Consider the following 13,983-nt stretch of genomic DNA (forward strand, 5'->3'; position numbering starts at 1 on the left):
ACACCTGGATCAGACCGGCAGCAGCGAGCCGTGGCCGGGCTGAGTCGTGCCGGGAGCCTGAGGTTCGGGCTCCTGGGGAATGGCCCTGGCGACGCTCAAGATGATCACGGCAGCAATCAGGTCCAAAATCGCCAGCACCACGAACAGCGGGCTGTAGCCGACTTTTGTCACCAGTACGCCAAACACCGCCGTAAAGGCCGCCGCGCCGATAAATCCACACATTTGCCCCCCGCCGGTCGCGGTCGCCACGTCGTTTTTCCCAAAGGAATCCGAAGCGATGGAAAACAACGCCCCCGACAACGTCTGGTGGGCGAAACCGCCGACACACAACAATGCGATCGCCGTGTAGGCACTGTCTACCAGCCCTATGCATGCAGGACCGATCATGCACAGGCAACCCAGCAACATCACCAGCTTGCGCGAGGTAAACAGCGACACCTTGAAGTGCCGGTGAAACAGCGGGCTCAGGTACCCTCCCAACACACAACCAATGTCCGCCGCGAGAAACGGTAGCCAGGCAAACAGCGCCATTTCCTTGATGTTCATGTGCCGCTCGGTCATCAGGTACAACGGGATCCATGCATTGAAGGTCTGCCAGGCCGGCTCCGAAAGCATCCGGGCCGAGGCGATGGCGAAGAAGTTGCGACTCTTGAGGATGCGCTTCCAACTGGCCTTTTTCTGAACGCCCTCCTTGAGGTGAGATTCCTGGCCGGCGAGGATGTAATCACGCTCGGCGTCCCCCAGGCGACGCTGATCCAACGGATGTTTGTAGAGCCACAGCCAGAGTCCGCTCCAGATGAGGCCAATCGCGCCGACAATCAGGAACGCTAACTGCCAGCCGCTGTGCAAAATCGCCCACACCACCAGCGGTGGCGCCAACAATGCACCAAAGGAAGAACCAAAGTTGAACCAGCCGATGGCGACGGAACGCTCCTTGGCCGGAAACCATTCGGTAATCGCCTTGACCCCGCCCGGAAATCCCGCCGACTCCGTCAACCCCAACGCACCACGGGCCGCGGCCAGGCTCTGCCAGCCGGTGGCAAAGGCCGCCAACGCGCACACCACCGACCAGGCAATAGCAAAAATCGCAAACCCCATCTTGGTGCCAATGGCATCAATCACGTACCCCGCCACCGGCTGCATCAACGCGTAACAGACCTGCCAGGCGACCACGATGTGAGAGTACTGCTCAGTGGAGATGCTCAAGTCACTCATCAGCGTCGGTGCGGCAACCGACAAGGTGTTGCGGGCCAGGTAATTGATGATCAGCCCGGCCGTCATCAGCCCGACCATCCACCAACGGATGCCTTTTATTTTCATCGTGTCACCTTAATTATTTTTAGAGTTGAGGCGTACGTTCTGCAACTGGCAGTGCTTGTAGGATGAGCCACACAAAGATGTAACGTCATATGTCATCATACAACTACACGCTTTATATTCAGTAGAAGGCAGACTGTCAATCGAAGAAAGTGACAAAACCGACACAGTCATACGATGACAAAGACTGTATTGTCGAAATTGATCCATGGCTGAAGCCGAGGGAGGTGTGACCCCATGTCACTTGCGGTTTCCAGATGACGATTCATACATCCGTCGATATAAAAGTCTTTTTGTCATTTACAGTGCTGTATCCTGCCAAGGCTTTTTGAAAGCGCGGAATCACCTGCGATTGAAAAAACAGACCTTGCGAGGAGCGACGACGATGCACGAAATACCTAATCTCCCCTTCCCAAGCCTGCACGAAACTGAGCAGCCAACCCCGCAACAGGCCAACAGCAAACAACCTGAGCCTGTGCAAGCAAAACCAGTCGACAGCGAAAGCCAGGACTGAGCGCCGTACCCAGACCGTGTGGAAAGCGTTACATTGCGCGCTTTCCACACTGCCTGAATCACCCGAGACAAATCCCATGCCCCACAACACCAACGACGCGCCCGACAACGCCTTGCTCGACACTGCCTTGCAGATGGTCGACGTCTGGAACCGCCTCAGCCCGGAAAAACAAGCCTTGCTGCTCAAGCGCTTCGGCACCCAGGAAAACGCCCTCGCCGCCTTGGTGACCACGCAATTGCTGAACCCCGCTACTCCCAAACCTTGATCAAGAGTTTTATGTTTTGCCCCCCCTGCCCAGGCAAAACCATCGGTATCATAAGCAGCCTATCTTTTCCTGCTGCAACAGTGGACCTCTCCCCATGCCAGATACCCAGCGCCCCATGGCGGTCACGCTGCAAGTCGTTTCCATCGTCCTCTTCACCTTTATCGGCTACCTGAATATCGGCATTCCCCTGGCCGTGCTGCCGGGCTATGTCCATAGCGACCTGGGCTTCGGCGCGGTGATCGCTGGGCTGGTGATCAGCGTGCAGTATCTGGCCACGCTGCTGAGCCGACCGTATGCCGGCCGGATCATCGACAACCTCGGCAGCAAACGTGCGGTGATGTACGGACTGGCGGGTTGTGGCTTGAGCGGCGTGTTCATGCTGCTCTCGGCCTGGCTATCAAGCCTGCCGGCCTGGAGCCTGACGAGCCTGTTGATCGGCCGACTGGTGCTGGGCAGCGCCGAAAGCCTGGTAGGCTCCGGTTCGATCGGTTGGGGCATCGGCCGGGTGGGTGCGGCGAACACCGCCAAGGTCATCTCCTGGAACGGTATCGCCAGCTACGGCGCATTGGCCGTCGGCGCACCGCTGGGCGTGCTGCTGGTCAGCCATCTAGGACTGTGGAGCATGGGGGTCAGCATTATCCTGTTGGCCGTGGTGGGACTGGTGCTGGCCTGGCCGAAAGTCGCAGCGCCAATTGTCGTGGGTGAACGCTTGCCGTTCCTGCACGTACTGGGGCGCGTGTTACCCCACGGTTGCGGGCTAGCCCTGGGTTCCATTGGCTTTGGCACCATCGCCACCTTTATCACCCTGTATTACGCCACTCAACACTGGGACAACGCGGTGCTGTGCCTGAGCCTGTTCGGGGCCAGCTTTATCGGAGCACGGCTGCTGTTCGGCAACCTGATCAACCGGATCGGCGGCTTTCGCGTGGCGATTGTCTGCCTGTCGGTGGAAACCCTGGGCCTGCTGCTGTTGTGGCTGGCGCCCGACGCCCACCTGGCATTGGCCGGCGCGGCCTTGAGCGGGTTCGGTTTTTCCCTGGTGTTTCCGGCATTGGGGGTGGAAGCGGTCAACCTGGTGCCTGCGTCCAGCCGTGGCGCGGCGGTGGGGGCGTATTCGTTGTTTATCGATTTGTCCCTGGGGATCACCGGGCCATTGGCCGGGGCGATTGCGGCGGGGTTCGGCTTTGCGTCGATCTTCCTGTTTGCGGCCATCGCGGCATTTGGCGGCTTACTGCTCAGCCTGTATTTGTACCGGCAGGCGCCGAAGTCTCGGGAAGCGCGGGAAACGACTTAGAAATCGACCTTGCCTCGGCCGGCCTTGATGCTGCCGCGCTTGGTCTTGGATTCAAGGCGACGCTTTTTTGAGCCCAGAGTTGGCTTGGTGGGGCGGCGCTTCTTTTCGACCTTGGTGGCACTGAGGATCAACTCCACCAGACGCTCCAGGGCATCGGCGCGGTTCTGTTCCTGGGTTCGGTATTGCTGGGCTTTGAGGATCAGCACACCTTCGCTGGTGATGCGGCTGTCGCGCAGGGCCAGCAGACGTTCCTTGTAGAACTCCGGCAATGATGAGGCCGGGATGTCGAAGCGCAGGTGCACGGCGCTGGAGACTTTGTTGACGTTTTGGCCACCGGCGCCTTGGGCACGGATGGCGGTCAACTCGATCTCAGCGTCGGGGAGGTGCACGGTGTTGGAAATCACCAGCATGAAGGGCTTGGATCCTTGGGTCAGAAGAACCCAAGGATACGCGAATGTCGCCGCGGCTGCGGCCAGGCGTCCCTGGGATCAGAGCACCCGCCCATCAGGCGTCACCGTTGCACGATTGCCACCCTGCAAATCATGTCGAAACTTCTCATAATGGGTCTTCACTGCCGGTTGCCATTCCAACTCTCGTGCGACGTCGGCGTTGGAGATAGAGAATTGGCGGGTATTGATCGGCGCGGTAAAGGGTTCGCGGTATAGCTGCGCGCCCCATTGCGCCGCAAGACCATGGTTGGCAGCGCCCAGGTTGACCTCAACCATGGAGTGGTGATTGTCGTCCACCAGGTAGCCGGTAGCCATCCAGCGCACCAGTTCTTTCATTTCCCGCTGTGCCCTGGCCTCACTTTGCGAGGGAGACTCTCCTGCCTTGGGTGGGTTGAGGCCCAGTTCGTTAATCAGGCCATTACCCAAAAGACGGGCAGCCGTCATAAAGCGGTCGGTAGTACCGGAAGGGCCTGCCACGACTGGTTTCGCCTGCAACGCCGCGTCGCGCGCAAAGCCGGTGTCCTGCTTCACTTGCCAGACCGCAAAGCCATTGCCCCGAGGAACCACCGTTTGCTCGAGGGGCAAGGATGTAAAACTTTTTATCGGGCCTTGATGGCCAAACTGGCCGTCGTCCCGATCCATGCGATTACGTGGATTGAGACGCGCAAAATCAAGCTCACGGGAGGTTAACCGCTGATCACTCTTCAGGTCAGCGGCCGACGTCCAAACCTTGTTCGCAAGGGGTAGGGCTTCACGGAAATCATTCTGCACTTTAGTTAAACTGGCACCTGCCTTGGCTGGATTGCTCACCACAGGCTGGCCGTTCACCTCCTTGATTTGCTCGTAGAGATGCGCATTTTTCGAAGCATCCTGAGTGCTTTCATTTTTGAATGTATAAAGCGCCAGTTGGTCGGGTAATGGCCGCTCCTTGCTGCTGCCCCGCGCTGGCCCGAATTGTTTTGACTCCAGATAGCGAGTATCAATAATTGCGCCAGCCTGTTCTTTCAACTCGGGCGAACCGTGAATACGCTCCATGGTTTCTCGAAAGTAAGGCGAGTTGCTCAGGTTGAAAAAGGCGGTGGCCTTTTCTCGCAGTGTCAGTGGCTCTTGCCCGCCGCGGTGGCGGTCTACCCCGCCATGGCGCGCCTCATCAAGGATGCGGGTGAAACCACCAGCACCCAACTGGCCGATCACCCCAAAACTGGGAGAGTCCAGTGAGTAACTGGCGAGCATCTTTGCCCTGGCTTTCAGCTCACTGCCTTCGACTAACGTAAACAGTCTGGTCACGCTTGAAAGCAAGGCATCCACCGTTTTGTGCGCTGCCGGGCTTTCACTGGCCACTCGGCCAAGATTGGCCTCTAGCTGCTTGTTCTCGGTAACGTTATTGCTCTGATGCATACTCGGATCAAGCGCGGGCCCGTGCAACACCTGCGGATAAAGGGGTGATGTCGTGATCATGGGGAAATATCCTCACCGATTGGGGGCAGAATCTCGACGGTTATTTATTACCTGTTGGGCCTTTTTTTCTGTAGCCATTTGCTGATTTAGGACTGATGAGTTTTGTAGGGACGCTGGAATGAGGCTGCCTGAACAAACAAACCCGGCACATGGCCGGGTTTGTTATTTATCGCCTGGGCCTATTTAAGCACCGAGGCTGTACTCAGAGTTTCCTGAGCTTTGCGCTTATTCTTGACGCAATAACACACCCACATAAACAGCACCCAAACCGGAATCGCATACACCGAGATCTGGATTCCCGGAATCATCAACATGATGCACAGGATAAACGCCACAAACGCCAGGCAGACATAGTTCCCATACGGATACCAAAGCGCCTTGAACAACGGCACCTGCCCCGTCCGATCCATATGCTGGCGAAACTTGAAGTGTGAAAAGCTGATCATCGCCCAGTTAATCACCAGCGTCGCAACCACCAGCGACATCAGCAATTCCAGCGCATGTTGCGGAATCAGGTAGTTCATCAACACGGCCACCAACGTCACCGCCGCCGACGCCAGAATCGACCGCACTGGCACCCCACGCTTGTCGATCTTCGCCAGGCCCTTGGGGGCATCCCCCTGCTCAGCCATACCCAGCAACATACGGCTGTTGCAGTAAGTGCCGCTGTTATAAACCGACAGCGCCGCCGTCAACACCACGAAGTTGAGGATATGCGCAGCCGTGTTGCTGCCCAACATCGAGAACACCTGCACAAACGGGCTACCGCTATAAGCATCACCCGACGCGTTGAGGCTCGCCAACAAACTGTCCCATGGCGTCAATGACAACAGCACTACCAGCGCGCCGATGTAGAAAATCAGGATCCGGTAGATCACCTGATTGATCGCCTTGGGGATCACGGTGCGCGGCTTGTCCGCTTCAGCAGCCGTGAAACCGAGCATTTCCAGGCCGCCGAAGGAGAACATGATGATAGCCATGGCCATCACCAACCCGCCGACACCATGGGGGAAGAACCCGCCGTGTTCCCACAGGTTGGTCACCGAGGCCTGTGGCCCGCCGGTGCCGCTGACCAGCAGGTAACTGCCCAGGGCGATCATGCCGACGATGGCCACCACCTTGATGATGGCGAACCAGAACTCGGCCTCACCGAAGACTTTGACGTTGGCCAGGTTGATCGCATTGATTAGCACGAAAAACGCCGCCGCCGAGACCCAGGTTGGAATCTCCGGCCACCAGTAGTGCACGTACTTGCCCACGGCTGTCAGCTCCGACATGCCCACCAGGATGTACAGAATCCAGCAGTTCCAGCCCGACAGGAAACCGGCGAAGCCGCCCCAGTACTTGTGGGCAAAGTGGCTGAAGGAGCCGGCTACCGGCTCTTCAACGATCATTTCGCCCAGTTGGCGCATGATCATGAAGGCGATAAAACCACAAATGGCGTAGCCAAGGATCATCGACGGGCCGGCGGATTTCAGCACCCCGGCCGAGCCCAGGAACAGGCCGGTACCGATCGCGCCACCGAGGGCGATCAGTTGAATATGACGATTTTTCAGGCCGCGTTTTAGCTCGCCTGAATGCGAGTTGGGTCCACTCATGAAAAGGGTCTCACGCAAGGTTTGATGATGTTCGTTGCACGTTGCTGCTTTGAAACGGACTCAAGCAGCGCCGATCAAACCCCAGCGCAGGCACCAGGAGTTCAGCGTCTTTCTAGCGGTCATGCGTCACCTGTTTGTTTTTATCTGTGACGAAATCGAACCCGACTGGCTTGTGGCCAGGCGGAATGAACAAGGCGGATAGCCCTGAGGTATTGGCCTTTGGATGCATCGATAAGCACAAGGGCATCACGACAGCCGGCAGGCGCAAAATGCGCGGATACGCAGTTGGGTCACAGTAAAACGCCGCGCATTGTACACCGCCAACATCATTCGGGCGGACATCGGTGTTTACGGCAGCGGTCTATTCAGGGGCTTTGCGGGCACTGGCGTTGAAGACAGGCGGCGCACGAGGCCAGCGGGCGCGAGGGGATCGGCGGGATCATTTGGCAATATGGCGTTCATTGCGCCTCCTTCTTGTTGTGGTGTACCGCACGTGGCACGGCACCATCACAGCCTTTGCCGTGGGCCGAAACAAGAGCCCCAAGACCCTGCCGAAGGCTTTGGAATCCACCTGTCGTCAGGTTTTCCTTACAGCGCTTCACCCCTTACACATTCCGTGTCTTCGAGGGCCATTTTCGTAAAATAATCGTTACGCTGTGGCAGATATCCGGGACAGATGACATATATCCGTCAGATAGCGAGAAATTGACGGTAGGAATTTTCCTGACCGCTAAACCCATCTAGCCGACTGTTTTCCATTAATAAAAATATCGCCACCAGAACAGAATAAAAAATCCAAATGGAATGGTGTCAATATATTTTTTGCATTCGGAATCACTCTAATCTAGGTTCTTTCCACTTGCTCGGCGCAGCCCGCTGACAAGCTTCATCTCAAACAACGTCCTCTAGGAGATACACCATGCAAGCACTGGAAAACGACCTGGAAACCGAACTGCAACTCGACGATTGGTTTGAAGCGCCGACCCATGAGGCCGCCGTTGAAATGATGCAAGCCGACGCCGTTGTGCCGTTCGGCACCGCGATGTGGCCTTTCTAACACCAGGCAGGCATCCAGGCAGGTGCAGTCCGCTGCATCTGCCACTTTCCCGAAGGCTTTGAAGGATGGACGTCATGGACAAGGCCCGCGCCGTCGAGCATTTTCTCTATTACTTGGCACATCACCCGGCCCTGACGGGCCTTCACCGCCCGACCGTGCTCCTGGGCCATACCGAGCGCTACGAGGCCATCACCCACGCGATCACCCAAGGCAGTGCCGCGCGCTTTGACTTCAAGGTGCAACGCCTGGACCTGGAACCCAGCGAAGCCCTGGCCAAGTCCATCGAAGACTGCGACCTGTACATGTTTCTCTATGATTCCTCGACCTTGCCCAATCCCCGGGCAGAAGGCCCCGATTTTATTCGCGCCCTGCAAGGCATCATGGCCGAGCACTGGAAAAAGTCCCTGTTACTCAAGGACTATGGCGACTACTTCTACGACACCTTCAGCGTCGCCCCGCAGCGCATTGCCGACCTCAATGCCACGCTGATCCGGCGCATGTCCCAGGCCAGCGTGCTGAGCTTCACCGATGAGCACGGCTCACGCCTTGAAGCGCCCATGAGCAGCATCAAGAAGTGGACCAATATCAATGGCGTCGGCAACCATGACCTGGCGCCCGGCGAAATTGCCACCCACAGCGAAGCCATCAACGGCCAGGTGCGCTTTGTCGGCACCTTTCTCAGCACCATTCCCTTCGCCCGTAAATACGGGGTGTTGCAGTCACCACTGGAGTTATGGATCGAGAACTCGACCATCTGCTCCGTCGCCAGTGACGTGCCGGGGTTGGCCGATGACTTCAACAAGTACCTGAATGCCAACCCCTCCAACCGCCGGGTGGAAGAACTGGGCATCGGCACCAATGAAGGGGTCAAAGACCTGTATGCCCGCAACGCCGGCTTTGAAGAACGCCACTGCGGCCTGCACCTGGGGTTGGGAGGCGGCCAGAAAGGCAGCCACCACTTGGACCTGATTTTCTCCAGCGGGGTGTTGGCCTTGGATGACAAGCCCGTGTTTGATGGCACTTTTGCGTTCTAATCACTCGTTTCAGACACAATGCAGTTCAAAGGTGGGAGGGGGCTTGCTCCCGATGGTGGTGTATCAGTTGATACATATGTTGACTGACTCTCCGCCATCGGGGGCAAGCCCCCTCCCACATTTTTGACCGTATCCCACATCCCAAAAAAAACGCCAACCCTAGGGTTGGCGTTTTTGTGCAGCGCTTACAGCATCACTGCGGCTTCTTGCGACCAAAACCTGGACGCTGACCCGAACCGGCCGGCGCACCACGGCGCTTGCCCGATGGCGCGTCGTCTACCAGCTTCAGCGCTGGGCGCTTTTTCGGCGCAGGCTTGGCTGGGCGCTTAGTGCTGGCGCTGTCCGCCGGGCGATCCGTCGCAGGAGCACCACGACCCGACTCACCACGGTTGCTGCGACCGCCTGCTGGCGCGTCACCACGACCCGCCGGACGCGGCGTGCGTGGAGCACGTTCGCCGTCCTGACGAGCAGGTGCCGACGGACGACGATCGCCTTCCACGTGCGGTTCACGGGAGATGCGACCGCCAGTAGCCGGCGCGTCCAACGCTGGGCGCACGGTGCGGGCAACGCGTTCGGTGCGAGCCACAGGGCGCGACGATTTACGCTGCATACGCTCAAGCTTGTCTTTGCTCTTGGCGTTCATCTGCGGCATGGCCACAGGCGTCAGGCCCACTTCAGCACTCAGAATGTCGACTTCATACTGGCTCATTTCGCGCCAGCGGCCCATCGGCAGGTCGGAGTTGAGGAACACCGGACCGAAACGCACGCGCTTCAGGCGGCTGACCACCAGGCCCTGGGATTCCCACAGGCGACGCACTTCACGGTTACGGCCTTCCATCACCACGCAGTGGTACCAATGGTTAAAGCCTTCGCCGCCTGGCGCCTGCTTGATGTCGGTGAACTTGGCCGGGCCATCTTCCAGCACGACGCCGGCTTTCAGGCGCTCGATCATCTCGTCATCGACTTCGCCACGTACACGTACCGCGTATTCGCGGTCCATTTCGTAGGACGGGTGCATCAAGCGGTTGGCCAGTTCACCGTCGGTGGTGAACATCAGCAGGCCAGTGGTGTTGATGTCGAGACGACCGATGTTGATCCAGCGACCTTCTTTAGGGCGCGGCATCTTGTCGAATACGGTAGGACGGCCTTCTGGGTCGTCACGGGTGCAGATTTCGCCATCGGGCTTGTTGTACATGATGACGCGGCGCACCGATTCGGCGGCCTCTTCACGCTTGATGACTTTGCCATCGATGGTGATGGCGTCGTGCAGGTCGACCCGCTGGCCAAGGGTGGCTTCAACACCATTGACCTTGATGCGCTTCTGGGTGATCCAGGCCTCTACGTCGCGGCGCGAGCCGACGCCGATACGGGCGAGGACTTTCTGCAGCTTTTCGCCTGCAGGGCCAATTTCCTGGCTGTCTTTCTGGTCTTGGTCACTCATCTTAAGCACCTCCCGGTGTGTCGATTCAGGCTTGGCCTGAAGGTAGTAAAAGCTGGGCTATTGGCGAACGCATCGCCAAAGGGTCGCGAATCATACGCTCATGGTGAGCGTTGCGCATCAGAGACTAGTCGATAAGTGGCCAAGCATCCGTCTTTCAGCCGACCGGCGGCTCTCCTGAACGAAGTTGGTCCAAGTGTGGGAGCGACGGAGCCTGATAGATCGGGTCACTCTTCGAATTGGCGGCGCTCATTCTCAATGGCCTCGGCCAATGCCTGGGCCTCGAGTTCCTCATCGCTCAGTTCCGACTGCTCAAGAGCGGCCACGGCGGCCAGGAGTTTCTCCCGGGCTTCGGCCACACCGAGGATGTCTTCCTCGGGTTCGGGTTCAGGTTCCGGCTCGGGTTCAGCGTCGTCAACCTCGGCCTCGATTTCAACGTTCACCGTCATTTCCGGATCAGGTTCCCTCACTCCATCGCGCAGCAAATCGTCGAAGTCGGTCTTGATCCCCTGCTCCATGTCGTCCAGTTCCAGCAACAACGTATGGAAACTGGTTTCGTCCTTGGGCTCTTCCGGCTCGGCACTGGCATCGGCCAACTCTTGCAGCCCGGCCGGCACCGGCACGTCGTCGAAGTCCAATATCGGATCCGGCTCGATTTCCCGCAGCTCGGCCAGGGGCGGCAAATCGTCGAGGTTTTTCAGGTTGAAGTGATCGAGAAACACCTTGGTGGTGGCAAACATCGCGGGCTTACCGGGCACGTCACGGTAGCCGACGATGCGAATCCACTCACGCTCCAGCAATGTCTTGACGATATGGCTGTTGACCGCCACGCCCCGCACATCTTCGATCTCGCCGCGGGTGATGGGTTGGCGATAGGCGATCAGCGCCATAGTCTCCAGCATCGCCCGTGAATAGCGCTGCGGGCGCTCTTCCCACAAGCGGCCAACCCACGGCGAGAATTTCTCGCGGATTTGCAGGCGGTAGCCCGAGGCAACCTCACGCAGCTCAAACGCCCGGCCATCGCAGGACTTGCGCAGGATCTCCAAGGCCTTCTTGAACACCGGCGGTTCCGGGCGCTCAGCTTCTTCAAACAGCTCGAACAAGCGCTCTAGGGATTGCGGCTTGCCCGAGGCCAGGAGAAAGGCCTCCAGCAACGGGGCCAGTTCGCGGGGTTCAGTCAAATTCATCGATTCAGCTCTTTATTCGGCTCGCGCCCGCACGTGGATAGCCGCAAAAGGCTCATTCTGTACCAACTCGACCAAGGATTCCTTGACCAGTTCGAGGATCGCCATAAACGTCACCACCACCCCCAGGCGCCCTTCTTCTTTGGTAAACAGCTCGACAAAGGGCACGAAACCGCCGCCTTTGAGGCGCTCCAGCACATCGCTCATGCGTTCGCGGGTGGACAAGGCTTCACGGCTGACCTGATGGCTTTCAAACATATCGCCACGGCGCAGCACCTCGGCCATGGACATCAACAATTCTTCCAGACTCACGTCCGGCAACAACTTGCGCGCCCGGGCTTCCGGGGCATCAAGCTTGGGCACCACCACATCACGACCAACCCGGCTCAGGCCGTCAATGCCTTCGGCAGCGGCCTTGAAGCGTTCGTACTCCTGCAAGCGGCGGATCAATTCGGCGCGCGGGTCATCCTCTTCCGCTTCGACGGTCTCCGAACGCGGCAACAGCATGCGCGACTTGATCTCCGCCAACATCGCGGCCATCACCAGGTACTCGGCGGCCAGTTCCAGGCGCACCGACTGCATCAACTCGACATAGCCCATGTACTGGCGGGTGATTTCCGCCACCGGGATGTCGAGAATGTTGATGTTCTGCTTGCGAATCAGGTACAGCAGCAAGTCCAGCGGGCCTTCGAAGGCTTCGAGGAAGACTTCCAGGGCATCCGGCGGGATGTACAAGTCCAGGGGCATTTCCATGACCGCCTGGCCGTAGACCATGGCGAATGGCAGCTCCTGCTGGGCGCCGGCCTGCTTGTCGACGGTTTCCACGACCGACATTCAGGCCTCGACCATGAACGGGGCTGGATCGCCGCAACCGACGCGGACCACTTCCGGCTCGCCATCGGCCAGGTTGATCACGGTGGAGGCCTTGTTACCGCCGTAGCCACCGTCGATGATCAGGTCGACGTGTTTTTCCAGCAACCGGCGCATTTCGTAGGGATCGTACAGCGGCTCGGTTTCCCCGGGCAGGATCAGCGACACGCTCATCAACGGTTCGCCCAGTTCCGCAAGCAGCGCCAGCGCAATCGGGTGCTCCGGAACCCGCAAGCCGATGGTGCGCTTCTTCGGGTGCAGCAACAGGCGCGGCACTTCGCGGGTAGCGTTGAGAATGAAGGTGTAGGGCCCCGGCGTGTGGGCCTTGAGCAGACGGAAGGTGCCGGTGTCGACCTTAGCGAACAACCCCAACTGGGAAAGGTCACTGCAAATCAGCGCGAAGTTGTGGTTTTTGTCCAGGTCACGCAGACGTCTTACCCGTTCAACGGCGCTTTTGTCGCCAATCTGGCAACCGATGGCGTAGGACGAGTCCGTGGGGTAGATCACCACGCCACCGGCACGGATGATCTCCACCGCCTGTTTGATCAGGCGCGCTTGCGGGTTTTCCGGATGAATCTGGAAAAATTGACTCACGTTCTCTACCTGTTCAGACGGTGGCAATAATGGGTTCATGTTTGAACCGACACCAAAGGGGCGGCAAATCTTCCGGGAGTTGGCGGTATTCACCAATCTCCGACCAGCCGCCAGGGCCATGGAAATCACTGCCGGCACTCACCAGCAGTCCGAACTCACGGGCCAGAATCGCCAGGCTGCCCACCTGTTCGGCGGGTTGATGCCCGTTGACCACTTCGATGGCGTGGCCACCCGCTTGAATATAGTCGCCAATCAGTTTGCGGCGTTTGCTGCGAGTAAAGTCGTAGTGCCAGGGATGCGCCAGGCTGACCCAGGCTTTGGCGGCCCGTAACGTGGCAACGGTGTCTTCCAGGGTTGGCCAGTGTTGCTTGACGTCCCCCAGCTTGCCGGCCCCCAGCCATTTGCGGAACGCTTCGGCGCGATCCTTTACAAAACCTTCACGCACCATCCAGTCGGCAAAATGCGGGCGGGCCGGCGCGTTGCCGCTGTCGCCCAGTTCCTGTTGGATGGCGCGAGCGCCTTCCAGGCCGTTGGGCATGCCCTTGAGGGCCAGTTTTCGGCTTATCTCTTCGGACCGCAGCCAACGGCCATCGTGCAATTTGGCGATGGCCTCCACCAGCGGGGGCGCGTTTACGTCAAAACCATAGCCCAGCACATGAATGGTTGCGCCGCCCCAAGTGCAGGACAATTCAACGCCGTTGACCAGTTGCATCCCCAAGGCATTCGCCGCAACGCGGGCCTCTTCCAGGCCTTCGAGGGTGTCGTGGTCGGTCAACGACAGGACTCGCACGCCTTTTTCAAACGCACGCGCAACCAGTACCGCGGGCGCCAGGGCGCCGTCGGAGGCCGTGCTGTGGCAGTGCAAATCAACATTCACGGGAGTGTGTAACCTCAAGTCAGCTGGCGCTTTC

14 protein-coding genes are annotated in these 13,983 nt (G+C 58.8%); 5 read left to right on the plus strand and 9 right to left on the minus strand.

The window, feature by feature from the left end; translation table 11 throughout:
• Positions 1-9: 9 nt before the first annotated feature.
• A complete protein-coding gene (locus tag HKK55_RS18355; RefSeq protein WP_169357896.1) occupies positions 10-1,293 on the minus strand; it encodes an MFS transporter in 1,284 nt (427 codons plus the stop codon).
• Between the two features lie 232 nt (positions 1,294-1,525).
• Between HKK55_RS18355 and HKK55_RS18360 the strand changes: the two genes are divergently transcribed.
• From HKK55_RS18360 to HKK55_RS18370, 3 genes are all read left to right on the plus strand, one after another.
• Entirely contained in the window at positions 1,526-1,831 is a 306-nt protein-coding gene (locus HKK55_RS18360; protein WP_169352806.1) for a hypothetical protein, read from the plus strand.
• Positions 1,832-1,907: 76 nt separating this feature from the next.
• The gene (locus tag HKK55_RS18365; protein ID WP_169355976.1) at positions 1,908-2,096 is read left to right on the plus strand and encodes a hypothetical protein; all 189 of its coding nucleotides are present in this window, start codon (positions 1,908-1,910) and stop codon (positions 2,094-2,096) included.
• Positions 2,097-2,190: 94 nt separating this feature from the next.
• Positions 2,191-3,390, plus strand: a complete 1,200-nt coding sequence (locus HKK55_RS18370; protein WP_169355977.1) for an MFS transporter — start codon at positions 2,191-2,193, stop codon at positions 3,388-3,390.
• On the opposite strand, the gene arfB is transcribed toward HKK55_RS18370, so the two are convergent.
• The 3 genes from arfB to HKK55_RS18385 form a co-directional block, all read right to left on the minus strand.
• A complete protein-coding gene (gene arfB, locus HKK55_RS18375) occupies positions 3,387-3,800 on the minus strand; it encodes an alternative ribosome rescue aminoacyl-tRNA hydrolase ArfB (RefSeq protein ID WP_169355978.1) in 414 nt (137 codons plus the stop codon). The genes HKK55_RS18370 and arfB overlap by 4 nt on opposite strands.
• A 78-nt stretch (positions 3,801-3,878) precedes the next feature.
• The gene (locus tag HKK55_RS18380; protein WP_169355979.1) at positions 3,879-5,297 is read right to left on the minus strand and encodes a type III effector; all 1,419 of its coding nucleotides are present in this window, start codon (positions 5,295-5,297) and stop codon (positions 3,879-3,881) included.
• Positions 5,298-5,476: 179 nt separating this feature from the next.
• Positions 5,477-6,895 carry an amino acid permease gene (locus HKK55_RS18385; protein ID WP_169355980.1) on the minus strand — a complete coding sequence of 473 codons (1,419 nt, stop codon included), beginning with the start codon at positions 6,893-6,895 and terminating at the stop codon, positions 5,477-5,479.
• A 919-nt stretch (positions 6,896-7,814) separates the two neighbouring features.
• On the opposite strand from HKK55_RS18385, the gene HKK55_RS18390 reads away from it, so the two are divergent.
• Together HKK55_RS18390 and HKK55_RS18395 are read left to right on the plus strand one after the other, a co-directional pair.
• Positions 7,815-7,952, plus strand: a complete 138-nt coding sequence (locus HKK55_RS18390; protein ID WP_003175756.1) for a hypothetical protein — start codon at positions 7,815-7,817, stop codon at positions 7,950-7,952.
• 74 nt (positions 7,953-8,026) lie between these two features.
• Positions 8,027-8,986, plus strand: a complete 960-nt coding sequence (locus HKK55_RS18395) for a leucyl aminopeptidase (RefSeq protein WP_169355981.1) — start codon at positions 8,027-8,029, stop codon at positions 8,984-8,986.
• A 193-nt stretch (positions 8,987-9,179) separates the two neighbouring features.
• On the opposite strand, the gene rluB is transcribed toward HKK55_RS18395, so the two are convergent.
• The 5 genes from rluB to HKK55_RS18420 all read right to left on the minus strand — a co-directional run bounded on the left by rluB (position 9,180) and on the right by HKK55_RS18420 (position 13,949).
• The gene (gene rluB / locus HKK55_RS18400) at positions 9,180-10,427 is read right to left on the minus strand and encodes a 23S rRNA pseudouridine(2605) synthase RluB (protein WP_155581410.1); all 1,248 of its coding nucleotides are present in this window, start codon (positions 10,425-10,427) and stop codon (positions 9,180-9,182) included.
• Positions 10,428-10,651: 224 nt separating this feature from the next.
• Entirely contained in the window at positions 10,652-11,611 is a 960-nt protein-coding gene (gene scpB / locus HKK55_RS18405) for an SMC-Scp complex subunit ScpB (RefSeq protein WP_169355982.1), read from the minus strand.
• A gap of 12 nt (positions 11,612-11,623) precedes the next feature.
• On the minus strand, positions 11,624-12,322 hold the full coding sequence (locus HKK55_RS18410; protein ID WP_177053511.1) for a ScpA family protein: 699 nt from the start codon (positions 12,320-12,322) through the stop codon (positions 11,624-11,626).
• 120 nt (positions 12,323-12,442) lie between these two features.
• Positions 12,443-13,072 carry an L-threonylcarbamoyladenylate synthase gene (locus tag HKK55_RS18415; RefSeq protein WP_169355984.1) on the minus strand — a complete coding sequence of 210 codons (630 nt, stop codon included), beginning with the start codon at positions 13,070-13,072 and terminating at the stop codon, positions 12,443-12,445.
• Positions 13,073-13,085: 13 nt separating this feature from the next.
• Entirely contained in the window at positions 13,086-13,949 is an 864-nt protein-coding gene (locus HKK55_RS18420) for a PHP domain-containing protein (RefSeq protein ID WP_169355985.1), read from the minus strand.
• Between the last annotated feature and the right edge of the window lie 34 nt (positions 13,950-13,983).

Source organism: Pseudomonas sp. ADAK18, from assembly GCF_012935695.1.
Taxonomy (GTDB): Bacteria; Pseudomonadota; Gammaproteobacteria; order Pseudomonadales; family Pseudomonadaceae; genus Aquipseudomonas.